General features: G+C 65.7%; 23 protein-coding genes. 14 read left to right on the forward strand and 9 right to left on the reverse strand.

Annotated features, from left to right (window positions below; genetic code table 11):
* Positions 1-8: 8 nt before the first annotated feature.
* Positions 9-1,541, forward strand: a complete 1,533-nt coding sequence (gene cls, locus BN1969_RS12525; RefSeq protein ID WP_050624602.1) for a cardiolipin synthase — start codon at positions 9-11, stop codon at positions 1,539-1,541.
* A gap of 59 nt (positions 1,542-1,600) precedes the next feature.
* Here cls and BN1969_RS12530 read toward each other — a convergent pair whose 3' ends face one another.
* The 5 genes from BN1969_RS12530 to BN1969_RS12550 all read right to left on the reverse strand — a co-directional run bounded on the left by BN1969_RS12530 (position 1,601) and on the right by BN1969_RS12550 (position 6,282).
* Positions 1,601-2,077, reverse strand: a complete 477-nt coding sequence (locus tag BN1969_RS12530; protein WP_050624603.1) for a pyridoxamine 5'-phosphate oxidase family protein — start codon at positions 2,075-2,077, stop codon at positions 1,601-1,603.
* Positions 2,078-2,184: 107 nt separating this feature from the next.
* Entirely contained in the window at positions 2,185-2,556 is a 372-nt protein-coding gene (locus tag BN1969_RS12535; RefSeq protein WP_242850338.1) for a hypothetical protein, read from the reverse strand.
* Positions 2,549-4,060, reverse strand: a complete 1,512-nt coding sequence (locus BN1969_RS18920; RefSeq protein WP_050624604.1) for a recombinase family protein — start codon at positions 4,058-4,060, stop codon at positions 2,549-2,551. Before BN1969_RS18920 ends, BN1969_RS12535 begins: the two co-directional genes overlap by 8 nt.
* A gap of 206 nt (positions 4,061-4,266) precedes the next feature.
* Positions 4,267-5,637, reverse strand: coding sequence for an aldehyde dehydrogenase (locus tag BN1969_RS12545; RefSeq protein ID WP_336454720.1), 1,371 nt, complete (start codon positions 5,635-5,637; stop codon positions 4,267-4,269).
* A gap of 27 nt (positions 5,638-5,664) precedes the next feature.
* Positions 5,665-6,282, reverse strand: coding sequence for a hypothetical protein (locus BN1969_RS12550; RefSeq protein WP_242850339.1), 618 nt, complete (start codon positions 6,280-6,282; stop codon positions 5,665-5,667).
* 270 nt (positions 6,283-6,552) lie between these two features.
* On the opposite strand from BN1969_RS12550, the gene BN1969_RS12555 reads away from it, so the two are divergent.
* From BN1969_RS12555 to recN, 12 genes are all read left to right on the forward strand, one after another.
* Positions 6,553-7,086 carry a DUF4364 family protein gene (locus BN1969_RS12555; RefSeq protein WP_242850340.1) on the forward strand — a complete coding sequence of 178 codons (534 nt, stop codon included), beginning with the start codon at positions 6,553-6,555 and terminating at the stop codon, positions 7,084-7,086.
* 168 nt (positions 7,087-7,254) lie between these two features.
* Complete coding sequence (gene nusB / locus BN1969_RS12560) at positions 7,255-7,764, forward strand: transcription antitermination factor NusB (protein ID WP_050624607.1); 510 nt, start codon at positions 7,255-7,257, stop codon at positions 7,762-7,764.
* Positions 7,761-8,705 (forward strand): Kae1-like domain-containing protein, encoded by a 945-nt coding sequence (locus BN1969_RS12565; protein ID WP_413464694.1) that lies wholly within the window; start codon positions 7,761-7,763, stop codon positions 8,703-8,705. The genes nusB and BN1969_RS12565 overlap by 4 nt, the downstream gene beginning before the upstream one ends.
* Positions 8,702-9,910, forward strand: coding sequence for an exodeoxyribonuclease VII large subunit (gene xseA / locus BN1969_RS12570; protein ID WP_050624608.1), 1,209 nt, complete (start codon positions 8,702-8,704; stop codon positions 9,908-9,910). The genes BN1969_RS12565 and xseA overlap by 4 nt, the downstream gene beginning before the upstream one ends.
* Entirely contained in the window at positions 9,910-10,143 is a 234-nt protein-coding gene (gene xseB / locus BN1969_RS12575) for an exodeoxyribonuclease VII small subunit (RefSeq protein WP_050624609.1), read from the forward strand. Before xseA ends, xseB begins: the two co-directional genes overlap by 1 nt.
* A gap of 1 nt (position 10,144) precedes the next feature.
* Positions 10,145-11,029: a polyprenyl synthetase family protein gene (locus BN1969_RS12580; protein WP_050624610.1), complete on the forward strand. Its 885-nt coding sequence runs from the start codon at positions 10,145-10,147 to the stop codon at positions 11,027-11,029.
* Between the two features lie 31 nt (positions 11,030-11,060).
* Positions 11,061-11,525 carry a divergent PAP2 family protein gene (locus BN1969_RS12585; protein WP_050624611.1) on the forward strand — a complete coding sequence of 155 codons (465 nt, stop codon included), beginning with the start codon at positions 11,061-11,063 and terminating at the stop codon, positions 11,523-11,525.
* Between the two features lie 51 nt (positions 11,526-11,576).
* Complete coding sequence (dxs, locus tag BN1969_RS12590; protein ID WP_329737564.1) at positions 11,577-13,451, forward strand: 1-deoxy-D-xylulose-5-phosphate synthase; 1,875 nt, start codon at positions 11,577-11,579, stop codon at positions 13,449-13,451.
* Positions 13,426-14,244, forward strand: coding sequence for a TlyA family RNA methyltransferase (locus BN1969_RS12595; protein WP_050624612.1), 819 nt, complete (start codon positions 13,426-13,428; stop codon positions 14,242-14,244). Before dxs ends, BN1969_RS12595 begins: the two co-directional genes overlap by 26 nt.
* Positions 14,241-15,113: an NAD(+)/NADH kinase gene (locus BN1969_RS12600; RefSeq protein WP_050624613.1), complete on the forward strand. Its 873-nt coding sequence runs from the start codon at positions 14,241-14,243 to the stop codon at positions 15,111-15,113. Before BN1969_RS12595 ends, BN1969_RS12600 begins: the two co-directional genes overlap by 4 nt.
* Positions 15,110-15,562: an arginine repressor gene (locus tag BN1969_RS12605; protein WP_050624614.1), complete on the forward strand. Its 453-nt coding sequence runs from the start codon at positions 15,110-15,112 to the stop codon at positions 15,560-15,562. The genes BN1969_RS12600 and BN1969_RS12605 overlap by 4 nt, the downstream gene beginning before the upstream one ends.
* 27 nt (positions 15,563-15,589) lie before the next feature.
* Positions 15,590-17,272 (forward strand): DNA repair protein RecN, encoded by a 1,683-nt coding sequence (gene recN / locus BN1969_RS12610; protein ID WP_050624615.1) that lies wholly within the window; start codon positions 15,590-15,592, stop codon positions 17,270-17,272.
* Positions 17,273-17,488: 216 nt separating this feature from the next.
* On the opposite strand, the gene BN1969_RS12615 is transcribed toward recN, so the two are convergent.
* Entirely contained in the window at positions 17,489-18,835 is a 1,347-nt protein-coding gene (locus BN1969_RS12615; RefSeq protein ID WP_050624616.1) for an APC family permease, read from the reverse strand.
* Positions 18,836-19,212: 377 nt separating this feature from the next.
* On the opposite strand from BN1969_RS12615, the gene BN1969_RS12620 reads away from it, so the two are divergent.
* Positions 19,213-20,385 (forward strand): NAD(P)-dependent malic enzyme, encoded by a 1,173-nt coding sequence (locus BN1969_RS12620; RefSeq protein ID WP_050624617.1) that lies wholly within the window; start codon positions 19,213-19,215, stop codon positions 20,383-20,385.
* A gap of 87 nt (positions 20,386-20,472) precedes the next feature.
* Here BN1969_RS12620 and nagB read toward each other — a convergent pair whose 3' ends face one another.
* From nagB to BN1969_RS12635, 3 genes are read right to left on the reverse strand one after another with little or no spacing between them, the layout of a single operon-like run.
* Positions 20,473-21,198, reverse strand: a complete 726-nt coding sequence (nagB, locus tag BN1969_RS12625; protein ID WP_050624618.1) for a glucosamine-6-phosphate deaminase — start codon at positions 21,196-21,198, stop codon at positions 20,473-20,475.
* A gap of 21 nt (positions 21,199-21,219) precedes the next feature.
* A complete protein-coding gene (gene nagA / locus BN1969_RS12630; RefSeq protein WP_050624619.1) occupies positions 21,220-22,335 on the reverse strand; it encodes an N-acetylglucosamine-6-phosphate deacetylase in 1,116 nt (371 codons plus the stop codon).
* A gap of 6 nt (positions 22,336-22,341) precedes the next feature.
* Positions 22,342-23,721: an ROK family protein gene (locus tag BN1969_RS12635; protein WP_050624620.1), complete on the reverse strand. Its 1,380-nt coding sequence runs from the start codon at positions 23,719-23,721 to the stop codon at positions 22,342-22,344.
* Positions 23,722-23,775 lie beyond the last annotated feature (54 nt).

A 23,775-nucleotide genomic window follows, 5' to 3' on the forward strand; every position in this document is an offset into this window, starting at 1 on the left:
CTTCCAACATGAAATGGAGAAAAATCAAATATATCCTCTTCCACCGCTCCGTGCTGGCGGGGCTGGCCCTGGTGGCCCAGGTCGCGGTGCTGTTCGTGATGGTCAACGAATTTACCGCCCATTTTGACTACTTCTATTGGTTCTGCATCTTCGTCAGCTTCCTGGCTACGGTGTGGATCGTCAGTGACCGCAGCGAGCCGGGCTATAAGATCGCCTGGCTGGTGGTGATCCTGCCGTTCCCGGTGTTCGGGGGCATCCTCTACCTATTGCTGGGCGGCAACCGGATCTCTGAGCGGACCCGTCGGAAGATGAAGGGCATTGCGGAGCGCAGCAACGAGGTGCTGCGGGGGGATTTCAAGGCGGACAGGCTGACCCATTTGGATGAGGACGCGGTGGGCCAGATCCGCTATCTGGAGCGGTACGCCTCCTGCCCCGCCTACACCAACACCCGGACCGAGTATTTCCCGGTGGGCGACCTGGCTTTCGTGCGGATGCTGGAGGAGCTGGAGAAGGCGGAGCGTTACATCTTCCTGGAGTATTTCATCCTCCAGGAGGGGGAGTGCTGGAACGCCATCCTGGACATCCTGGAGCGGAAGGCCGCCGCCGGGGTGGAGGTGCGGCTGATCTATGACGATTTCGGCTGCATGTTCACCCTGCCCCGCACTTATAATGACCAGATGGCGGCCCGGGGCATCCAGTGCCGGGTGTTCAACCGGCTGGTCCCGGTGCTGACCCTGCGGATGAACAACCGGGACCACCGGAAGCTGTGCATCATCGATGGGAAGGTGGGCTTCACCGGGGGGATGAACCTGGCGGACGAGTATATCAACCGCCGGGTGCGGTTCGGCCACTGGAAGGACAGCGCCATCCTCCTGCGGGGGGAGGCGGTGTGGTCCATGACCGTCATGTTCCTGTCCATGTGGGACTACTGCTCCGGCTGGGAGGAGGACTTCGACCTGTTCCGGCCCGAGTCCATGCCCCGGCTCCCCGGCTCCGGCTGGGTCCAGCCCTACACGGATACGCCCCTGGACCACGAGAAAGTGGGGCAGGCGGTGTACCTGAACATGATCTCCCGGGCCCGGGACTATATCTATATCACCACGCCCTATCTGATCGTGGACGTGGCCACCAACACGGCCCTGTGCAACGCCGCCAAAGCGGGGGTGGATGTGCGCATCATCACCCCCCACATCCCGGACAAGCGCTCCGTGTTCGAGGTGACCAAGGCCCACTATCCGCCTCTGCTGGAGGCGGGGGTGAAGATCTACGAGTACACGCCGGGCTTCATCCACGCCAAAAACTTTGTGGTGGACGGGCGGTATGCCACGGTGGGCACCGTGAACCTGGACTACCGCAGCCTCTTCCTCCACTTTGAGGACGGTGTCTGGCTGTGTGATGCCCCCTGCATCGCGGACATCAAGGCGGACTTTGAGAAGACCCTGGAGCAGTGCGAGGCCATCAGCCTGCGTCGGGCCAGGCACCTGAACATCCTGGTCCAGCTCTATCGCAGCGTCCTGCGCATCTTCGCCCCACTGATGTGAGAAAAGCCTCGGCGCTCCGAATCATCGGGGCGCCGAGGCTTTTGAGGCTTCCGGGATCTTTACCGCTTCCGCGCCTTCTCCTTGCCTGTGACCTCCTCCATATGGATGCCCCAGACGGCAGTGGACGTCAGGCTGCGGCGGACGGCCTCCTCAAAGCCCTCCATATGTCCGGGGGTCATCTTTTCACACAGGGCCCGCAGGGCAGCGGTCTTCTGGCCGGGGTCTGTGACCTCAAAGGCGGTGCCGGTGACCACGGCGCTCTGGAAGAAGGTGGTGTACATGTTGCTCTCCGGGAGGTAGGCGGGCTGGTCGGCGGCCACAAAGGTGACGCACACCCTGGGGTCCCGGCGAAGCAGGTCCAGCTTGCGGCCCTCCAGGGCGCAGTGGAAAAACAGGTCGTCCCCCACCCGCACCAGAGAGAGGGGGATGCAGTAGGGGCCCTCTCCGCCGGTGGAGAGGGCGGCGACGCCGTGCCCGCAGCGGTCGATCACGTCAAAGGCAAAGCTCCGGTCCCGGGCTCTGTCTGATCTTCTCATCAGGATCTCCTCTTTCCTGCATCAAATAGACTGGAGCTACCATAGCACAATTTGGGAGGGACTGCAAGAAAAACCTCCCCTCCGGCAGGAGGGGAGGTTTTGGGGGGTCAGCAGCTGCGGGAGCAGTTGCGGCTGCAGCTGCTGTTGGGCGGGAAGAATTCGTCCACGGGGAACTTGACCTGCCGGAAGACCTCGCAGGGGTCCTCCTGGCTGCAGTCGCTGCCGCAGTCGCACTCCTTCTCCGGCATACAGTAGTCGTAGACCGGCATGAGCAGCTGGGTATCCCGCTCCAGGCGGATGATGGAGAACTGGCCCAGGGTGACGTACAGGCGGTGTACGTCGCCGCCCTGGGTGAGGGAGTCCCCGAAGCAGTCCAGGATGGCCTGGGGGATCTCGGTGAGGGAACAGTCGCAGGGGCGGCACTGGCATACGTCTACCAGCTTCATGTTCAGGATGATGGGGTCCACGGCCTCAGCCATTGCCTACAAAAGCACCTGGGGCGACGGGAGGCTCCTCCGCCGGCCGGGCGGGATAGATGGACACATCCCCCTTTTCGCTCACCGTGATGCGGTCGATCAGCTGCCGCAGCTCCCCGTTGGTGATGTCCTCCAGGGAGAGGACGCGGCGGACCTGCTCCGTGATCTCCGCCTCCAGATCCCGGGGCGGGTCCCGCGTCAGCCGGTCCAGATCCTCCCGGAGGCGGGCGCTCCGCTCCGCCAGGAGCCGCAGCCGCCGGCGCAGTTCCTCCATGGAGAGCAGATCGCCGGCGTAGAGCTCCAGATAGCGGGCACGCTGGCCCTCCAACTGGTCCAGACGGCGCCGGAGAGCGGCGGCAGGGTCCTCCGCAGGCCGGGAGGAGCGGGCGTCCAGCCGGAGGCGTACCGCCTCCGCCAGCGCGGCGGGGGAGGAGATCTGGGCCGCCAGCCAGGCCCGGAGCTGGTCCAGCAGCCCCTCCTCCGGGAGGATGGTGCCGTTGCCGCAGCGGCTGCCAGCATACTCGCTGTGGATGGGGCAGTGCCAGTAGACATACTGCCGCCCGGAGGGGTAGGCCACCCGGCGGCGGGTGAAGGCGCGGCCGCAGCTCTGGCAGCGGATGAGGGTGGAGAGGGGGTAGCGGCCGCTGTATCGGGTGGGAGGGGCGGAGCCGGACTTCCGCCGACGCTGCTCCATCAGCCGGGCCGCCTCCTGAAAGGTGTCAGGGGAGACGATGGCCCACTCCGGCCTGTCGTGGTGGTAGTGCATGTCCGGAGGGAGACGCTGGATCTGGCCGGAGAGGAAGTCGCTCACGGTGTATTTGTGGTTGACATAATGACCGCAGTAGATGGGATTTTCCAGGACGCGGCGCACCCCGCGGCTGTTCCAGCTGGCCCCCAGTTTGGTGGACGCCCCCCGCTCCTCCAGAGCCTGGGCGATCTTCCGGCAGCCCAGGCCCTGGAGGTAGAGGCGGAAGATCTCCCGCACCACCTCCGCCTCCGCCGGGACGATCCGGAGGGTGAAGTTGTCCAGCCGGTCGTAGCCGTAGATGCGGGGGGGCACCCTCCCCTTCCGGGAGGTGATGTCCTTCCCGAACTTCACCCGCTTGGACAGGTTGGCGCTCTCCTCCTGGGCGATGGCCGCCATGATGGTGACGATGAATTCCGATTCCCCCAGCACCTTGAGGGAGTTGTTGACAAAGATGCACTCGATGCCCAGGGCCTTCAGCCTGCGGATGCTCTCCAGGGAGTCCACGGTGTTCCGGGCGAAGCGGGAGATGTCCTTGACCACCACCAGCTCGAACTCCCCCCGCTCCGCGTCCCGGAGCATTTGGAGGAAGCCGTCCCGCTTTTTCAGCCACTTGCCTGAGATCCCCTGGTCGGCATAGACCCGGACCAGGGTGTGGCCCCTGGCCCGGGCGAAGTCCTGGAAAAAGGCCTGCTGGTGCTCCAGGCTGTCCCGCTGTTCCTCGTGGTCGGTGCTGACCCGGCCGTACCCCACCATCCTCATCTCCTGTCCTCCTTCCGGGGCGGGGCGAGGAGTCTGGCGGCGATCAGCTGGGACAGCAGCCGCTCCAGCGTCTTTTGGTCCTGTGGAAAAAAGGTATAGTGCAGCATATCGATCACCCCAGTCATGTGTATGGGGGCGGCGGAGGAGATATCCCTGGCGGGGCAAAAAAAGCCCCTCCGGGCCGTCAGGGCGGAGGGGCGGAGGGATCAGCGGAGGAAGCGGCGGATCAGCTTCTCGTAGAGGGGCAGATAGGGCTGGTAGCGCATGGGCAGGTCCATCCAGGTCTTTTTGTCCACGATGCTCTTGCGGTGGGAGAAGGTCTCGAAGCCCACCCTGCCGTGGTAGGCCCCCATCCCGCTCTCGCCCACCCCGCCGAAGCCCATGGCGCTGGTGGCCAGGTGGATGACCACGTCGTTGACGCAGCCCCCGCCGAAGGAGCAGCGCTCTGTCACGGCGCGAATGTGCCCTTTGTTCCTGGAGAACAGGTAGAGGGCCAGGGGCTTGGGCCGGTCCTTCAGCAGCTCCAGCACCTCCGGGATGTGGGAGAAGGTGAGGACGGGGAGGATGGGGCCGAAGATCTCCTCCCCCATGACCGGGTCCTGCCAGGTGACGGCGTCCATCACCGTGGGAGCGATGCGCAGGGCCTCCTCCTGCCAGGTGCCGCCGCACACCACCTTCTCCGGCTGGATCAGCCCCAGCAGGCGCTGGAAGTGCTTCTGGTTGACGATCTTTCCGTAGCTGGGGCTGTCCAGGGGGGCGGGGCCGAACTGGACAGTGATCTGCCGGACGATCTCCTCCAGCAGGGCGTCCTTGACACTCTCCTGGCAGAGGAGATAGTCGGGGGCCACGCAGGTCTGGCCGCAGTTGAGGTATTTTCCAAAGACGATGCGCCGGGCGGTCAGCTTCAGATCCGCAGTCTCGTCCACGATGCAGGGGCTCTTTCCTCCCAGCTCCAGGGTGACCGGCGTGAGATACTGGGCGGCGTGGAGCAGGACCTCCCGGCCCACTGCCTGGCTGCCTGTGAAGAAGATATAGTCGAACTTCTGCTCCAGCAGGCAGGCGTTCTCCTGCCTGCCTCCGGTGACCACCGAGACATGCTCCGGGGGAAAGCACTCCGACAGGAGCCGGGCGATGACCCGGCTGGTGGCGGGGGAGTATGCGCTGGGCTTGACCACAGCAGTGTTTCCGGCGGCCAGGGCATCGATCAGGGGGTCCAGGGTGAGGAGCAGGGGGTAGTTCCACGGGCTCATGATGAGGACGGTGCCGTAGGGGGAGGGCTTGACATAGCTCCGGGCGGCGAACTGGGCCAGGGGGGTCCTGACCCGGCGGTCAGCGGCGAAGGCGGGGGTGCGGCGGATCATATAGGTCAGCTCACTGAGGACCATGCCCACCTCGCACATATAGCTCTCAAAGGCGCTCTTTCCCAGGTCGGCCCGGAGGGCGTCGTTCAGCTCCTCCTCCCGGGCAGCCACTGCGGACCTCAGGGCGCGGAGGGCCTCAACGCGCGCCCTGGCCGGCAGGGTCGCACCGCTCTGAAAATAGGCCCTCTGCCGGGCGATGAGCTGCCGGATCTCCATCTGATCCATGGGTGAGTCCTCCTTTTATTATCGTGTGATAAAAACGCTCCGGTTCTCCTGCGGCCCAGGGGACGGGAACGGGATACAGGGGATGTCAGGGGTGTATCTGGGAGTATAGAGGAGAGAGCGGGATCTGTCAACCGGCTTTTGACGCCGGTGGCCCGGACACGGCCTCTTGTAGGCAATGGCCTCCACGTGTGCGGTGGGGAGACTGCTGCCCATCAGATCCTGGCAGCTGCACACGCTGGGGGAGTCGGAGCTGAAGGACTTGGCGCCCCCCTCGCTGCCGAACAGGATGGCCCGCTTGTCAAATACGGCCAGACCGCATACCTCGATGGGGCGGGCGGCCCCGATGAACGCATCAGCGGTGATCCGGTAAAAATACCGCACATCCACGGTATAGAACCCGCGGTTGAACCCTACGGGCTCCACATCGATGTAGGCGTACAGCAGCTCGGCTGTCCCGGCCTTGACCGACAGGGCCCGGTCAAGGACCTCCTGCGACCCGCAGGTGGGATAGACCCGCAGATCCTCAATGCAGTCTTTGTCTTTGCAGGAATCAAAAATTTTTTTCGTGTGTATGCACACGGCCTCCCGGATGCAGCGATCATCGCTCACGGGACCGGGCGCGACCTTTTCAGGCATATGGATACCTCCTCGTCAGATTGAGTGGAGTGGACGGGCACGGGGGTGCCGGGCCCGCCGGAAGTGAAGGGCTTCCATACCATACTATGACCGACAGGCGGGATGGTGCCAGAGGAGCCGGAAATGCGGGGTTGTCCTTTCGCGCGTTTTGTTCTATAATAAAATAGAAAGACCATGGGCACGTTCCCACCAAAGGTGGAGCGGTGTCCGGGACGCCGCCGGCCCGCCAGGGCCGGGGCAAGAAGAGAGAGGTGTGCTTGGATGGCCCGGATGGGATTTATTCAGGATGAGATGGATCTGAAGCTGCTGGTCCTGTATATTATGGCCCGCATTGCGGCGCCGATCACGTTCCTTCAGCTTCTGGAGCTGGCGCTGTGCGACGCCGGGGTGGACTATTTCTCCCTGACGCAGGCGGTGGAGCATCTGGTGGAGACAGAGCACCTGAGCCGGGAGGGGGAGCGCTACGCCATCACGGAGAAGGGGCGGCGCAACAGCGAGATCTGTGAGAGCAGCCTGCCATACTCGGTGCGCCGCCGGTGCGACGACAATCTGGTGCGGGTGAATGAGACCCTGATGCGGGAGCAGCAGGTGCAGGGGGAGGTGCTCCCAAACCCGGACGGGACGTGCACGGTGCGACTGCGGCTGGCGGACGACAGCGGCCCCCTGCTGGAGCTGAGCCTGCTGATGCCCGCGGCGGGACAGGGGGAGCGGGCGGCCGCCCGCTTCAAACAGGCGCCGGAGCAGCTCTACCACCAGCTGGTCCAGCTGCTCAGCGTCCCGGAGGAGCGGGAGGAGACGCCGTGAGGCGCAGCGCCCCGGAACCCGGGAGAAAAATCCCGTAAAACATATTTTAGGGTTTTCTTTTTGTATATACATGTATATAATGGATCTGGATGAAAAGTCGGAGCCCCGGAGACGCGGGCCAGAGAGAAAGATTGGGACAGAGGGCCCAAGTGACGGAGGGATCACACAATGACGAGAAGCAACGCCCGTGAGGTCGCGGTGCATATGATCTATGAACTGGGCTTTGGCAGCCGCAGCGCGGAGGAGCTGCTGGAGCACGAGATGACCCGGGAGCGGTTCGCACAGCTGGGGGAGGAGGAGCCCCTCTATGCCCAGTTTCCCAACGAGAAGCAGCGGCAGTACATCCGGGATCTGGTACAGGGGGTCTATGTCCACGGGCCGGAGCTGGATGACTACATCTCCCGCTATTCCGTGGGCTGGAGCTTTGCCCGCATCCCCCGCATGGCGGCTGCGGTGATGCGCACCGCCATGTATGAGGTGCTGTATATGCCGGCGATCCCCAACTCCGCCGCCATCAACGAGGCGGTGGAGATCGCCAAGAACTATGAGCCGGCCGAGGTGGTCTCCTTTATCAACGGCATCCTGGGCTCCTTTGTCCGGGCAGAGTTTGCCGATTCCGCCCCCAAGCCGGAAAAGAAGGAGGAGGAAGCGGCGGGACCGGAGGAGCCGGAGGAATGACCATGCCGGTTCTGGGACTGGATACCAGCAACTATACCACCTCCGCAGCCGTCTTTGACGGGGCGGATGGCTGCAACGCCGGCCGCCTGCTGGCGGTGCGGCCCGGAGAGCTGGGACTGCGGCAGAGCGACGCCCTGTTCCAGCATGTGAAGCAGCTCCCGGCGCTGCTGGAGGAGCTGGAGGGCCGCGGACTGCTCCGGGACCTGAAGGCAGTGGGGGCCAGCACCCGGCCCCGGGCTGTGGAGGGCTCCTACATGCCCTGCTTCCTGGCGGGGGAGTCCCAGGGAAGGGCGCTGGCCGCCGCCCTTGGGGTGCCGTTTTTTGCCTGCTCCCACCAGCAGGGGCACCTGGCGGCGGCGGCCTGGTCCGCCGGGCGGACGGACCTGCTGGACGGTCCCTTCCTGGCCTGGCACCTGTCCGGCGGCACCACCGAGCTGCTGCTGGTCCGGCCCCAGGGGACCAATGTGGCGGCGGAGAAGCTGGGCGGGACCAGCGACATCTCCGCTGGCCAGCTCATCGACCGCACCGGCGTCCTGCTGGGGCTCCAGTTCCCAGCTGGCAAAGCGCTGGACGAGCTCTATCCTCAGGCGGATGCCTGTATGGAGTACCGCGTGAAGCTGAAGGACCTCACGTTCTCCCTGTCCGGGATGGAGAATCAGGTGAAGAGACTGCTGGCGGAGGGAGAGGCCCCGGCCAACGTGGCCCGCTTCACCCTGGACACGGTGTGCAGCGTGGTCCTCCGGGCCACCCAGGAGGCCCAGCGCCGCTGCCCCGGCCTGCCGGTGCTGTGCTCCGGCGGTGTGGCCTCCAACCGACAGCTGCGGGCCGCCATGGAGAGGAGCTGCGGCGCCCTGTTCGCCCAGCCCTGCTACTCCACGGACAACGCCATGGGGGTGGCCATCCTGACCCGGCGGGCCCTGGAGGGAGGGGAGCTGGCATGAGAGAAGAGACCATCCTCAGTCCCTCCCAGGTAAGCGGCTATATCAAGAGCTGGATGGACCGGGACCGGCTCCTCTCCGGCCTGCTGGTGCGGGGGGAGCTGTCCAACTATAAGATGTATCCCTCCGGGCACCACTATTTTACGCTGAAGGACAGCCAGGGGGCACTGCGGTGCGTCATGTTCCGGGGGGACGCCGCCTCCCTGCGCTTCCGCCCGGAGAACGGGATGCAGGTCATCGCCGCCGGGCGGATCACCGTGTTCCCACGGGACGGGCAGTATCAGCTGTACTGCGTCCGCCTGACCCCGGAGGGAGCGGGGGACCTGCACGTAGCCTTTGAGCAGCTGAAGGAGAAGCTGCTGCGGGAGGGCCTGTTCGACCAGGCCCACAAACGGCCTCTGCCCGCCTATCCACGGCGCATCGCCCTGATCACCTCTCCGGCAGGGGCGGCGGTGCGGGACATGCTGCGCATCCTGGGGGCCAGATACCCCCTGGCCCAGGTGCGCGTCCTGCCGGTGCGGGTGCAGGGGGAGGGGGCGGCGGAGGAGATCGCCGCCGCCCTGGACTGGGCCAACCTCCATCAAGCCGCCGACCTGATCATCACCGGCCGGGGGGGCGGCTCCATGGAGGACCTGTGGGCCTTTAACGAGGAGTGCGTGGCCCGGGCCATCTACCGCTCCCAGATCCCGGTGATCTCCGCCGTAGGCCATGAGCCCGACGTGACCATCGCTGATTTTGTGGCCGACCTGCGGGCGGCCACCCCCTCCAACGGGGCGGAGCTGGCGGTGCCCGACCAGAATGAGCTGTACGCCTGGCTGGACGGGCTGGCCAAGCGGCTGGAGAAGGGGACCGGCAGCCTGCTGGCCCGGCGCAGGAAGGATCTGGAGCGGCTGGGCCGCAGCCGGATGCTCACCGACCCGGGGGCCTATTTCCGGGACCGGAGGCTGCTGCTGGACTACCAGGGACAGCGGCTGGGACACGGGGCCGGACAGATCCTGTCCCGGGCGCGGGAGCGCCTGGCCCGGGACAGCGCGGCGCTGGACGCCATGAGCCCGCTGAAGGTGCTGGGCCGGGGCTACTCCATCGCCCGAAATGAGAATGGAACATTGATCGCCTCTGTCAAGGATGCGGCCCCGGGAGAGCGGCTGGAGCTGCGCCTGTCGGACGGCAGCCTGGCGTGCCGGGTGGAGGAAAGGAAGTGCCTGTGATGGCGGGAAAAAAGCTGGATTTTGAGCAGTCCATGGCCCGGCTGGAGGAGATCGTGGGCCTGCTGGAGCGGGGGGACGCCCCGCTGGATGAGGCCATGGCGCTCTTTGAAGAGGGGGCGAAGCTGATGCGGGAGTGCACCAAGCGCCTGGATCAGGCGGAGCAGAAGGTGACCCTGCTCACCGCAGGGGAGGACGGACAGCCCCGGGAGGAGCCCTTTGGAGGAGAACTGTGATATGAGCCTGGAATTTGAGCGCCGGCTGGCCGGCGACCAGAAGCGGATCGAGGAGGCCCTGGGGGCCATATTCCGGGAGGACGACCGGTACGCGGACCTCCAGGAGGCCATGGAGTACAGCCTGATGGCGGGGGGAAAGCGGGTCCGGCCCGTGCTGACCCTGGAGTGCTGCCGCCTGTGCGGCGGCGACCCGGAGCGGGCCCTGCCCTTTGCCTGCGGGGTGGAGATGGTGCATACCTACTCCCTGATCCATGACGACCTGCCCTGCATGGACGACGACGACCTGCGCCGGGGGCGCCCCACCAACCACAGGGTGTATGGGGAGGCCACCGCGGTGCTGGCCGGGGACGGCCTGCTCACCGCGGCCTTTCAGATGCTGACTGCCCGGCGGGATCTGCTCTCCCCGGAGCAGATGGCAGAGGGAGTGGACTGCCTCTCCCGGGCGGCCGGTCCCTCCGGCATGGTGGGGGGACAGGTGCTGGATATGGCGGGGGAGGGGCGGAGCCTGTCCCTGAGTGAGCTGGAGCTGCTCCAGAGCCTGAAGACCGGCGCCCTGATCTCCGCCGCGGCGGAGCTGGGGTGTATTGCCGCGGGGGGGAGCCCGGAGCAGCGGCGGGCCGTGGCCCGCTATGCTCAGAAGCTGGGCCGGGCCTTCCAGATCCGGGACGACATGCTGGACGTGACGGGCACCACCGAGGAGTTTGGCAAGCCGGTGGGCTCGGACCGCTCCAGAGAGAAGAGCACCTTCGTCACGGCCCTGGGGCTGGAGGGGAGCGGCGCGCTGGTGGAGCAGCTGACGGAGGAGGCAGTGTCCGCACTGAACGGATTCCCGCAGCCGGATTTCCTCATCTGGCTGGCCCGGGAGCTGGCCTCCCGGCGGAAGTGAAAACAGACGGGACAGAAGGGAGCGAAGGCAAATGTTTGAGGGGCGTACCGGTTTTTTAACGGGGAATCTGGTGCTGGATCTGTCCATCCTGGCGTGGTTCCTGGCCCAGCTGATCAAGACAGTGGCCAATCTGGTCGTGAACCGGAACTTGGACCTGAAACGGATGGTAGGCAGCGGCGACATGCCCAGCTCCCACTCCTCCTTCATCTGCGCGGCTACGGCGTCCATCGGGCAGATCTACGGCTGGCAGGCGCCCCTGTTCTCCCTGGCGGCGGTGGTGGCCCTGGTGGTGATGTACGACGCCTGTAATGTGCGCCGGGCCGCTGGGGAGCAGGCCAAGGTGCTCAACTATGTGATGGCCCACTGGAAGGAGATGCCGGAGGAGCTCAAGCCCAAAAAGAAGCTGAATGAGCACCTGGGCCACACGCTCCCCCAGGTGCTGATGGGGGCTCTGCTGGGCACGGCCATTGGCATCACCGGCCCCATGATCTGGTAAACCGGGAGGGGAGGCGCTGCGGCGCCGCCCAGGAAGCTGTGAGGGATTTTTTTGGATAAGAGAGACAAAACAACCTCATATGGCCCCATCCTGGCGGGGATGGGGGACCAGGAGGCCCGGGAGCTGTGCGGCCAGCTCCGGCAGGAGCTGATCCGGGACGTAGCCCGGACCGGAGGGCATCTGTCCTCCAACCTGGGGGTGGTGGAGCTCACCGTGGCCATCCACCGGGTGTTCGACACCAGCCGGGACCGGCTGGTCTTTGACGTGGGCCATCAGAGCTACCCACACAAGATGCTCACAGGCCGGCGGGAGCAGATGTCCACCATCCGGCAGCTCGGCGGGATCGCCGGTTTCCCCAAGCCATCTGAGAGCGTCCATGACGCATTCATCGCCGGACACGCCTCCAACTCGGTGGCGGTGGCGGTGGGGATGGCCCGGGCCAGGGACATGCTGGGGGAGGACTACCGGGTGCTGGCTCTCATCGGAGACGGAGCGCTCACCGGCGGACTGGCCTATGAGGGCCTGTCCACCGCGGGGCAGAGCAGGGGCCAGCTGCTGGTCATCCTCAACGACAACGGCATGTCCATCACCAAGAACGTGGGCGGCGTGGCGGAGCACCTGGCCCGCCAGCGCCTGAAGCCCCAGTACCTCACCTTCAAGAAGTACTACCGGAAGGTGATGAACGCCACCTGGTTCGGGCGGAAGATCTACCGGGTGACCCACCGGCTGAAGAAAGCGGTGAAGGAGAGCCTGCTCCCCAGCAGCCTGTTTGAGAATATGGGCTTCACCTATCTGGGGCCGGTGAACGGCCACGACCTGCGGGAGCTGACGGAGATCCTCCGCTACGCCCGGGACCTGAAGGAGCCGGTCCTGCTCCATGTCAGGACCATAAAGGGAAAAGACTTCACACCTGCTGAGGAGAATCCCGACGCCTACCACGGCGTGTCCCCCTTTGATCCCGAGACAGGGGAGCCCCTGAAGCAGGGGCGGGCCAGCTTCTCCTCCGTGTTTGGGCGGGAGGTGGCCCGGCTGGCCCGGGAGGACCCGCGGGTCTGCGCCGTCACGGCGGCTATGCAGACCGGGACTGGGCTGGATTACTTTGCCCTCCAGTTCCCGGACCGCTTTTTCGATGTGGGCATTGCCGAAGGCTGCGCGGTGTCCATGGCCGCCGGCATGGCCAAGCAGGGGGCGGTCCCGGTGGTGGCGGTCTATTCCACCTTCCTCCAGCGGGCCTATGACATGCTGCTCCACGACGTGGCTCTGGACCGGCTGCATGTGGTGCTGGCGGTGGACCGGGCCGGGCTGGTTGGGGAGGATGGCGAGACCCACCAGGGAGTCTTTGACGTGTCCTATCTCAACAGCGTCCCTGGGATGCGGGTCTATGCCCCCGCCAATTTTGCCGAGCTGAAGGCGATGCTGGAGGAGGCGGTCTTGCGCTGGGACGGGCCGGCGGCGGTGCGCTATCCCCGGGGCGGCGAGGGGGAGTACCGGGAGGACAGCGGCCGGGCCCCGGCGGCCGTCCTGCGACGGGGGTCCCACATCACGCTGGTGTCCTACGGTGTGGAGATCAACGATGTGCTCCAGGCGGCCCGGCTGCTGGAGGAGCGGGGCGTAGAGGCGGAAGTTGTAAAGCTGAACATCATTACACCGCTGGATGCCGCTCCGGTGCTGGACTCTGTGCGCCGGACGGGCGCCCTGCTGGTGGCGGAGGACAGCGTCTCCGCCGGCAGCGTGGGAGAGCGGCTCGCCTGCGCGCTGGAGCAGGCCGGCATCAGCGCCCGGGTGGCACTGTGCAGCTCCGGCGATACCTTTACCCCCCACGGCAGCGTGGGAGAATTGAAGCGGCTCCTGGAACTGGACGGAGCCGGGCTGGCCCAGCGGGCCATGGAGGTGCTGCGATTTGACAAAACAGCGGCTGGATGTTGAACTGACTGCCCGGGGACTGGCGGAGAGCCGCCAGAAGGCCCAGGCCATGATCATGGCGGGGCAGGTCTATGTGGATGGGCGGAAGGTGGACAAGGCGGGCACCCAGGTAGGGCCCGGCTGTGCCATCGAGGTGCGGGGCAGGACCCTGGCCTATGTGAGCCGGGGGGGACTGAAGCTGGAGAAGGCGGTGGAGCGCTGGCCCATCCGTCTGGAGGGGGCGGTGTGTGCCGACATCGGCTCCTCCACCGGCGGCTTCACCGACTGCATGCTCCAGCGGGGCGCGGAGAAGGTGTACGCCGTAGACTCCGGCTACAACCAGCTGGACTGGCGGCTGCGCAGCGACCCCAGAGTGGTGTGCATGGAGCGGACCAACGCCCGCTACCTCACCGGGGAGCAGATCCCGGAGCCCCTGGACTTCTTCTCCGTGGACGTGGCCTTCATCTCTCTCCGGCTGATCCTGCCCCCCATGCGCCCCCTGGTGCGGGAGGGGGCCCAGGCGGTGTGCCTGGTCAAGCCCCAGTTCGAGGCCGGCCGGGAAAAGGTGGGCAAAAAAGGGGTGGTTCGGGACCCGGCGGTCCATCTGGAGGTGCTGGAGCACTTCCTGGACCATGCCCGGGAGGCGGGATTTTCTGTAAAGGATATCACCTTTTCCCCCATCACCGGCCCGGAGGGCAATATTGAATACCTGGGCTGGCTGGGGACCGAGGGGGAGGGCCCGGTCTGGTCCGGAGACCTGAGGGAGCTGGTGGAGGAGTCCCACCGGTCCCTCCAGGGGAAGGAGGGACAGCCGTGAGAGTGCTGCTCAGTTCCAACCCCTATCGGGACAGGGGCCTGCGGGTGGCGCTGGAGGCCCGCAGGATCTTGAACAACGCCGGGGCGGAGACGGCCCTCTGCCTCCCCTTTGCCCCCAGGAAGGGGGACCGGCTGGATCTGCCCCGGCAGGTGAAGCTGGGCAGCATGGAGGAGGAGCTGAAGCGGGCGGATGTGCTGCTCTGCTTTGGCGGAGACGGGACCATCCTCCACGCGGCCCGGGACGCCACCCTCCACGACGTGCCCATCCTGGGGGTGAACATGGGGAGCGTGGGCTTTATGGCGGAGCTGGAGCGGGGCGAGCTGAGCCTGCTCACCCTGCTGGCCGCCGGCGAGTATCGGACCGAGGAGCGGATGATGCTCTCCGTCCGGGTGCTCCGGGGTGAGAAGGTGCTCTCGGAGGACCTGGCCCTGAACGACGCGGTGATCTCCAAGGGCTCCATGGCCCGGGTGGCCGAGATGGAGGTCCGGGCGGACGGGGTGCTGGTCACCAACCTGATGGGGGATGGGGTCATCGTCTCCACCCCCACCGGTTCCACCGCCTACTCCATGTCAGCGGGCGGGCCCATCGTGGAGCCCACCTCACGGGACATCATCGTCACTCCTGTGTGCGCCCACCAGCTGTCCACCCGGTCCATGGTGCTGGCGCCGGAGCGGCTGGTCACCGTCCAGCTCCCCCGGGGGAGCCGGAAGCATCTGTACCTGGCGGTGGACGGGGGCAAGGCTCTGCGCATCACCGGAACGGAGCGGGTGGAGATCTCCTGTGCCCGTCAGTCCACCCGGCTGATCCGGCTGACGGAACGGAACTTTTATCAGATCATCTATCAGAAGCTGGGAGGGTATGAACTGTGAAGCGAGCGAGACAGGCGGAGATTTTGAATGTGATCCGCATGATGGATGTGGAGACCCAGGAGCAGCTGCTCGCTGAGCTGAAGCTGCGGGGGTTCACCACCACCCAAGCCACCATTTCCCGGGACATCAAGCAGCTGCGGCTGGTGAAGGAGCTGGCCCCCTCCGGCAGCTACCGCTATGTGGCAGCGGACCGGCAGGAGGGAAAGAGCTCCGCGGGCCGGCTGCGGAACATCTTCAAGGAGGGGGTGGTCTCGGTGGAGGCGGCCCAGAATCTGGTGGTGGTCAAGACCATGCCCGGGCTGGCCTCGGCGGCCTGCTCCGCCCTGGACGGGATGGAGATCGCCGGGATGGTGGGCAGTCTGGCGGGGGACGACACCGGGATGCTCATCATGCGGGACAGCGCCTCGGCAGAGGCATTTTGCAGCGAAGCCCACAAGCTGCTGGAGTGAGTTTGAGACAGGTCAGGAGGGGCAAAGATGCTTTCTCTGCTTCACATTGAGAATATCGCGGTCATCGAGCGGGCCGATATCCAGTTCGATCCTGGCTTCAACGCTCTGACCGGTGAGACCGGAGCGGGCAAGTCCATCGTCATTGACGCCATCAGTGCGGTGCTGGGGGAGCGGACCAGCCGGGAGCTGATCCGCACCGGGGCGAAGTCGGCCTTGGTCAACGCGGTGTTCACCGGCGTGTCCGGGCTGGGCTGGCTGGAGGAGAACGGGGTCCCGGCGGGGGAGGAGCTGCTCCTCCAGCGGGAGATCCAGGGGGACGGCCGGAATATCTGCCGGGTGGACGGGCGGCTGGTGACCGTGGCCCAGCTGCGGGAGCTGGGGCGTCAGCTGCTGAACATCCACGGCCAGCACGACGGACAGCAGCTGCTGGACCCGGCCTGCCATCTGGGCTATCTGGACCGCTCCGGACACACGGAGGGGGAGCTGGCCTCCTTCCGGGAGGCATACGGAGCTTTGGCGGAGCTGCGGAAAAAGATCGGGGAACTGGAGATGGACGAGGCGGAGCGCTCCCGCCGGGTGGACACCCTCACCTTCCAGATCGGGGAGCTGGAGCGGGCCGACCTGAAGCCGGGGGAGGACCGGGAACTGGACGGGCGGCGCCAGCTTCTGCGCAGCGCCGGGAAGCTGATGGATGCGGTCCAGACCGCCCAGTACGCCCTGTCCGGGGACGAGGACGGCCGGGGAGCGGCCGACCTGCTCGCAGAGGCCGAGGGGGCCGTCCAGGGGGTGGCCCGGTACAGCGACCGCCTCTCCCAGCTCCAGGAGAAGCTGTCCCAGCTGCGGTGTGAGGCGGACGACGCGGTGGAGCTGCTGCGGGATCTGGAGGAGGAGCTGGACTTCTCCCCGGAGGAACTGGACGAGCTGGAGGGGCGGCTGGATACCATCTACCGGCTGAAAAAGAAGTACGGCTCCACGGTGGAGGAGATGCTGGATTACCTGGAGCGGAGCCGCCAGGAGCTGGACCAGATCCAGTACGCCGACGACACCATTGCCCGCCTGAGCCAGAAGCTGGAGAAGGCCAGGGAGGAGGCGGCGAGGCGGGCGGGGGTGCTCTCCCAGGCCCGCAGACGGGCGGCCGAGGCTCTCCAGACCCGGGTGCAGGAGGAGCTGCGCCAGCTGGACATGCCCAAAGTCCGCTTCCAGGTGGAGTTCGCCCCCAAGGAGGGGGCCTGGGGGCTGGATGAGACCGGCGGGGACGAGGTGCAGTTCCTCATGTCCGCCAACGTGGGCGAGGCTCTCAAGCCCATCCAGAAGGTGGCCTCCGGAGGAGAGCTGGCCCGCATCATGCTGGCGCTGAAAAATGTGCTGGCGGAGGACGACGGCATCGACAGCCTGGTCTTTGACGAGGTGGACACCGGAGTGTCCGGCCGGGCGGCCCAGAAGGTGGCGGAAAAGATGGCCCAGGTGGCCCGGAAGAAGCAGGTGCTCTGCGTCACCCACCTGCCCCAGATCGCCGCCATGGCGGACACCCATTTCTCGGTGGAGAAGGGGGAGCGGGACGGCCGGACCTACACCCGGGTGGAGCGGCTGGACCGCGCCGGCCGCATCGAGGAGCTGGCCCGGCTCATCGGCGGGGCGGCAGTGACTCCGGCCCTGCGCAGGAGTGCGGAGGAGCTCTTGGATCAGGCGGAGGCAGTCAAAAAGAAGTGATCCCGGGGGTGCGGCCCAGAGACGGGAGCGGAATAAAAGAGGCGAAGCGCAGGGACTCACAGCCCCTGCGCTTTTGTGTTCTTCTTTTCTGTCTCGGCTGCCCCAGGCACCGCTGCCTGAAGAAAGGGGACCGGCCCACATTCCTGCCTCTCTGGCTGCTGAAAAAAAGCCCGGAGCCCCCATCGGGGGGCTCCGGGCTGACCGATGACAGCGGGCTCAGAGGCTCTTCCGCTTGTAGAAGAGTGCCCCCGCCGCCATAAAGACGGCGAAGAAGAGCAGATAATAGAGGCAGTCCCACTGGTAGGACAGGATGCCGGCGATCACCATGAACAGGCCGCTGCACAGGGCCAGGGCGGGGAGCACGAAGCGGCGGAAGGGCGGCTCCTCCCTGGCTTCCCGCATGAAGCCCAGGAAGATGGGGAGGTACATGGCGTAGAGGGTGATGATGGGGATCTCGGAGGAGTCAAAGCGGAAGGGGCCCAGATGATTTTGGAGGCAGCCGAAATAGAAGTAGGTCCCCCAGAAGGCGCAGGCCAGCAGTCCGGCTGCAGCCGCGTTGGAGGTCATGCCGGTGGAGGGGTCCACCTGGGAGAGGATCTGAGGCTTGGGCCCTGTTCCCCGGGCCGCCAGGGCGTAAAATCCCCGGGTGCAGCCCATCATCAGCCCGTTGCAGGTGCCCAGGCAGGAGATGAGCACAAAGACAAACAGTATGGTGCCCCCAGCCTGGCCAAAGATAGTGGAGAAAGCCAGCCTTGCGCCATGCTCCCCGCTCTCCATCATGACGGCGTTGGGGACTGCTCCGGCGATGCCCACATAGTAGAACAGATAGATCAGCATGATGATGCCCACCCCGCAGACCAGGGCCAGGGGCAGGGTGCGCTTCGGGTCCTTGAGCTCCGCGTTGATGGTGGTGGCCACCACCCAGCCCTCATAGGCGAAGGCCGTGGCGGCCAGGGCGGTGAAGAGGGGGTAGGCGGTAACGGTGTCGGCGGTGACCTGGGCGAAGTTGGCGGCGGTCATGCCGCTCCGCAGCCCTGCCGCAGTGCCCATCCCGGCCATGAGCAGGATGGGGACCAGCTTGATGAGGGTCATGGAGACCTGGAGCTTGCCGGCCAGACGGGGGGCCATGGTGTTGATGAAGTAGGCGGCCACCAGATAGAACAGGGTGATGGTCATGCACTCGCCGCTGACGATGTCGTAGCCCAGCAGGACACAGGTATAGCGGGCGGACACCCAGGCCAGGGTGCTGGTCAGACAGGGATAGTAGACCGCGGCCAGGAACCAGCCCAGATAGTAGCCGTAGGCCCGGCCCACGGCGGCCTCGGCATAGTCCACCATGCCCCCCACCTTCTGATAGCGGGTGGCCATGACGGCAAAGGCGCAGGCGTTGGAGATGGCGATCAGGCCGCCGATGATCCAGGCCAGGATGCCTGTGCGCAGGTCGCCGCCGGTGGCGTTGAGGATCTTTTCCGCTTTGAAAAAGATGCCGCTGCCGATGACGATGCCGACCACCATGCAGATGGCGGTAGGCAGGCCGTATTTTTTCGTCAGTTGCTGCTCCAAAGCAGGCCGCCTCCTCTCTGAAAAAGGCCGGGGGCTGGAAAACACCATGTGCCAGCGCCCGGGATGCAGTATGGATACAGTCCCTAATAGTATAGTATATTTTCCCCTGAAAGAAAAGCAAAAACGTGATTTTTTTCGTCTTTTCGCGCACGGGGACCTGTTTGGGCCGGCGTAGGCGGGGAGGGGCGCCTCCCGCACCGGATATCTTTCCCGCGGGGCGGGGAGAGATGCACCAAAAGGCCCCCGGCACCGGGAGAAAGAAATGTGGGAGAGGGGAGGAGAAAGCGGTTGCGATTTTTGTCCGATCCGGTATAATAGCGGTATGGAAGGAAGTCCCGTGCGCGGGACCGAGATGATACATGGAAAGGAATGGAGTTATGGATTACGCGAAAGAGGCCCTCCGGCTGCATCGGGAGTGGAAGGGAAAGATCGAGGTGGTGGCCACGGTGCCCGCGGGGAACAAGGAGGAGCTGTCGGTGGCCTACACCCCCGGGGTGGCCCAGCCCTGCCTGGAGATCCAGAAGGACCCCAGCCAGAGCTACGAGCTCACCCGGCGGCACAACCTGGTGGCGGTCATCACCGACGGCACCGCCGTGCTGGGCCTGGGGGACATCGGCCCCGAGGCCGGGATGCCGGTGATGGAGGGCAAGTGCGTCCTGTTCAAGACCTTCGGCGGCATCGACGCGTTCCCCCTGTGTGTCAGGACCAAGGATGTGGACGAGTTCGTCCAGACGGTGTACAACATCTCCGGCTCCTTCGGCGGCATCAACCTGGAGGACATCTCCGCCCCCCGCTGCTTTGAGATCGAGCGCCGGCTGAAGGAGATGTGCGATATTCCGGTGTTCCACGACGACCAGCACGGAACGGCCATCATCGCCCTGGCCGGCCTCACCAACGCCCTGCGGGTGGTGGGGAAGAAGAAGGAGGACGTGAAGGTGGTGTTCTCCGGCGCGGGCTCGGCGGCCATCTCCATCACCAAGCTGCTGCTGTCCGCCGGGTTCCGGCACATCACCCTGTGCGATAAGTTTGGCGCGGTGTGTAAAGGAGATCCTCAGCTCAACGAGGCACAGGCCGCCATTGCCGAGGTGACCAACCTGGAGCGCCGCACTGGCACCCTGGCGGAGATGATGGTGGGGGCAGATGTGTTCATCGGCGTCTCCGCCCCCAAGGTGGTGACTCCGGAGATGGTGGGCACCATGGCGAAGGACGCCGTCGTCTTTGCCTGCGCCAACCCCACGCCGGAGATCTTCCCAGAGGAGGCCAAGGCGGGGGGAGCCCGGGTGGTGGCCACCGGCCGGAGCGACTATCCCAACCAGATCAATAACGTGCTGGCCTTCCCCGGGGTGTTCCGGGGCGCGCTGGATGTGCGGGCCAGCGACATCAACGAGGAGATGAAGATGGCCGCCGCCCGGGCCCTGGCCGGCCTGATCGGGGAGGAGGAGCTGTCGGAGGAGAATATCATCCCCAAGCCCTTTGACCCCCGTGTGGTGCCCGCAGTGGCCCAGGCGGTGGCCCAGGCGGCCCGGGAGACCGGCGTGGCCCGACTGTGAGGGGAGCGCAGACAGAAAAGAGATGGAAGAAGGGCCGCGGAACAACAGTTCCGCGGCCCTGCTGGGTTTAAAAATATGTCCGGCTCCTTATAGGAGGGAGAGGGCCGCCTCATCGGCCACCAGGGTGAAGTCGGGGTGGTACTGAAGGATGGAGGCAGGGACCTGGGGAGTGACGGGGCCGAAGAAAGCGTCCTTGATGGCCTGGGCCTTGTTGGCGCCGGAGGCCACCATCAGCACCCGGCGGGCCTGAAGGATCTCCCGGGTGCCCATGGTGCGGGCGTGGGTGGGCACCTCGTCGATGCTGGCGAAGAAGCGCTTGTTGGCGTCCCGGGTGCTCTCGGTGAGGGTGACCTGATGGGTGCCGGTGGAGAAGGCGTCGGCGGGCTCGTTGAAGCCGATGTGGCCGTTGACGCCCAGGCCCAGCAACTGCAGGTCGATGCCGCCCAGGTCACGGATGACCTTGTCGTAGCGGGCGCACTCCTCCGCCTCGTCGGGGGCCATGCCGTCCGGGATATTGGTGTTGGCGGGGTCCACGTTGATGTGGTCGAACAGGTTGGTGCGCATGAAGTAGGCGTAGCTCTGGTCGTGGTCCTTGTCCAGCCCCACATACTCGTCCAGGTTGACGGTGCGGACCTGGGAGAAGTCCAGGTCACCCTTCTTGTACCACTCGATGAGCTGCTGATAGGTGCCCACCGGACTGGAGCCGGTGGCCAGGCCCAGGACACAGCTGGGCTTGAGGATGACCTGGGCAGAGATGATATTGGCGGCGGCGCGGCTGAGCGCCTGATAGTCCTTTGCGGAAATGATCTTCATGGGGGATTCCTCCTTCTAAATTCAGCGGACCTTTTCCCCGTCCACATAGACGGAGTCCAGGGTGAGGTCTGGGTTGAGCAGCACCAGGTCGGCCTGCTTGCCCACGGCCAAGGAGCCGATCTGGTGGTCCAGCCGGACGGCCCTGGCGGGAGCAAGGGTGAGGGCGGTGACGGCGTCCTCCAGAGGCAGGCCGAATGCCACCACGTTTTGCAGCTCGGAGAGCAGGTTGGAGGAGGAGCCGGCCAGGGTGTCGGTCCCGCGCAGGGTGGCCTTGCCGCCCTTCATCTCGATGGGCTGCCCGCCCAGCTCATACTCGCCGTCGGGCATGCCGGCGCAGCGCAGGGAGTCGCTGATGATGACCAGCTTGTCTCCAAACAGCTTGTGGGTGGCCCGGATGACGGCGGGATGGATGTGCAGGCCGTCACAGATCAGCTCCACCGTGGCGCCGCTGTCCAGGGCCGCGCCGATGACCCCGGGCTCCCGGTGGAGGAAGGAGGGCATGGCGTTGAAGAGGTGGGTGGCGTGGCTGGCCCCCGCACCATAGGCCGCCATGGCGGTCTCATAGCCGGCAGTGGTGTGGCCGAGGGAGACGGTGCAGGTCTGGGAGACCTCCCGGATAAAGGGGATGGCCCCCTCCTCCTCCGGTGCCACGGTGATCAGGCGGACCATGCCGCCGCTGGCCTCATTGAGGCGGTGGAACATGGAAGCGTCCGGCTCGTGCAGGTTCTCCGCCGCCTGGGCGCCCCGCTTGGCGTAGCACAGGAAGGGACCCTCCAGGTGGATGCCGGCGCACTTGGCGCCGTCCGCCGGGCGGCGGAAGTCCCGGATGGCGTGCATGGCGGGGGTGAGGGTCTCCTCCTTCAGGGTCATGGTGGTGGCCAGAAAGGAGGTGACGCCGTGGGCGGCGTAGTGGCGGGACATGATGGGCAGTCCTTCGGGCCGCCCGTCGGAGAAGTCCTCGTTCATGGCCCCGTGGGTGTGGACATCGAGGAAGCCGGGGACCAGATACTTTCCCCCGGCGTCCAGGTCACAGGGACCCTGGGCGGGGCCCACAGCGGTGATGACGCCGTTTTCGAAGGTGAGGGAGCCCTCCTGGAAGGCGCCGTCCAGGAACAGCTTGGCGTTGCCGATGATCATGGGCGCTTACACCTCCGGCAGGCTGGCGGCGGCCACAGACTGGCCCACGCGGCGGGATTTCTCGTCGGGCAGGGCGGGGAAGAGCTTGCCGGAGCACTCAGGATACTCGTCGGCCAGCACCCGCTTGGCCTCCTCCAGAACCAGGTCGCCGCCCTTGCCGGACATGACCCGGCCCAGGAGCAGCACGTGCCTGCAGTGATACAGGTCGTAGTAGTAGGCCAGGGCGTGGCCCAGATAGGTGCCGATGGAGCGGTAGATCTCGGCGGCGTTGTTGCCGTCCTGATCCATCAGCTTCTGGACCTCCTTCAGCTTCTCCGCGGGGGAGAGGGACTCGGACAGGTTGATGCCCGCCCGGGGAGCCAGCTTGATGACGCCGTCCTGGGAGAAGTACTTCACGCCGCAGCCGATGTCGCCGGACCACTCATCCTCCATGGCGTCGGGGTTCACGTCCACCGGCATGAAAGCCAGCTCGTTGAGCCAGCCGGTGATGTTGCCCTTCTCGTCCACATAGCCCACAGCCTCGCTGGTGCCCATGGCGATGCCCAGTACGTTGTTCTCGCCCAGGCCCATGGCGCCCGCCAGGGCGGACACGTCGCCGTCGTTGCACACCACCAGGGGGATGTCGGGGCCGAACACGTCCCGGGCGGCCCGGATATAGATGTCCTTTACCTTCTCGTTGAACTTGTCTTTGGGCACCTTCAGGAACAGGGAGGCTACCATAGTCCGGTTGTCGATGTAGATGCCGGCGGAGGAGACGCCCACCGCATCCACCCGGGGCATCTTCTCGGCGGCGGACTTGAAAGCGGAGACGATGCCGTCATAGTGATAGTCGGGGTCCTCGGTGATCTTGGGGAACCAGACCACTTCCTCGGAGTAGACGGGCTCGCCGTCGATGACAGCGGACACCTTGCGGTCGCTGCCGCCGGCGTCGAAGCCCACCCGGCAGCCCGCCAGATGGCGGCCGACAGCCTGGGAGGCGCCCGCCTCCTGGGGGACCTTGTCGCAGAAGACCACCTCGAAGGGGCGCTCGTACACGCCGGCCATGAAGTCGGAGTCAAAGGACCGGGCGCCGCCGGGGGCGAAGGTCTTTTTCAGATAGTTGTAAATGTCCTCGTCCCCGCTGACATACACCTTGAAGCCGCCCTTCATCCACAGCATGGACTTGACCAGGCGGTCGATGTAGTATTGGTCGGCCTGGCGCATCTCCGGGGTGCCGTGGATGAAGGTGTCACACACCGCCACCTGGCCGCCGGAGCGCTCCAGGGCAATGGAGACCGGCTTCTTCGCCGTCTCAAGAAACGCGCGGTTGAACTTCAGGATGGGCATGAACTCCGGGTCCAGGCTGGGCTTGTTTTTGACCTCAAATTGGATACCGTACTGATTCACGACAAATCGCCTCCTAAAATTTTTGGAAGTCCTTCTTTCTGGCTGTTGCGATTC

It is taken from the genome of Clostridium phoceensis (assembly GCF_001244495.1).
In the GTDB taxonomy this organism is placed as follows: domain Bacteria; phylum Bacillota; class Clostridia; order Oscillospirales; family Oscillospiraceae; genus Lawsonibacter; species Lawsonibacter asaccharolyticus.

Coding starts and splice junctions, on each gene's coding strand:
- cls (WP_050624602.1), top strand. CDS start 9: ATGAAATGGAGAAAAATCAAATATATCCTCTTCCACCGCTCCGTGCTG.
- BN1969_RS12530 (WP_050624603.1), bottom strand. CDS start 2,077: ATGAGAAGATCAGACAGAGCCCGGGACCGGAGCTTTGCCTTTGACGTG.
- BN1969_RS12535 (WP_242850338.1), bottom strand. CDS start 2,556: ATGGCTGAGGCCGTGGACCCCATCATCCTGAACATGAAGCTGGTAGAC.
- BN1969_RS18920 (WP_050624604.1), bottom strand. CDS start 4,060: ATGAGGATGGTGGGGTACGGCCGGGTCAGCACCGACCACGAGGAACAG.
- BN1969_RS12545 (WP_336454720.1), bottom strand. CDS start 5,637: ATGGAGATCCGGCAGCTCATCGCCCGGCAGAGGGCCTATTTTCAGAGC.
- BN1969_RS12550 (WP_242850339.1), bottom strand. CDS start 6,282: ATGCCTGAAAAGGTCGCGCCCGGTCCCGTGAGCGATGATCGCTGCATC.
- BN1969_RS12555 (WP_242850340.1), top strand. CDS start 6,553: ATGGGATTTATTCAGGATGAGATGGATCTGAAGCTGCTGGTCCTGTAT.
- nusB (WP_050624607.1), top strand. CDS start 7,255: ATGACGAGAAGCAACGCCCGTGAGGTCGCGGTGCATATGATCTATGAA.
- BN1969_RS12565 (WP_413464694.1), top strand. CDS start 7,761: ATGACCATGCCGGTTCTGGGACTGGATACCAGCAACTATACCACCTCC.
- xseA (WP_050624608.1), top strand. CDS start 8,702: ATGAGAGAAGAGACCATCCTCAGTCCCTCCCAGGTAAGCGGCTATATC.
- xseB (WP_050624609.1), top strand. CDS start 9,910: ATGGCGGGAAAAAAGCTGGATTTTGAGCAGTCCATGGCCCGGCTGGAG.
- BN1969_RS12580 (WP_050624610.1), top strand. CDS start 10,145: ATGAGCCTGGAATTTGAGCGCCGGCTGGCCGGCGACCAGAAGCGGATC.
- BN1969_RS12585 (WP_050624611.1), top strand. CDS start 11,061: ATGTTTGAGGGGCGTACCGGTTTTTTAACGGGGAATCTGGTGCTGGAT.
- recN (WP_050624615.1), top strand. CDS start 15,590: ATGCTTTCTCTGCTTCACATTGAGAATATCGCGGTCATCGAGCGGGCC.
- BN1969_RS12620 (WP_050624617.1), top strand. CDS start 19,213: ATGGATTACGCGAAAGAGGCCCTCCGGCTGCATCGGGAGTGGAAGGGA.
- nagB (WP_050624618.1), bottom strand. CDS start 21,198: ATGAAGATCATTTCCGCAAAGGACTATCAGGCGCTCAGCCGCGCCGCC.
- nagA (WP_050624619.1), bottom strand. CDS start 22,335: ATGATCATCGGCAACGCCAAGCTGTTCCTGGACGGCGCCTTCCAGGAG.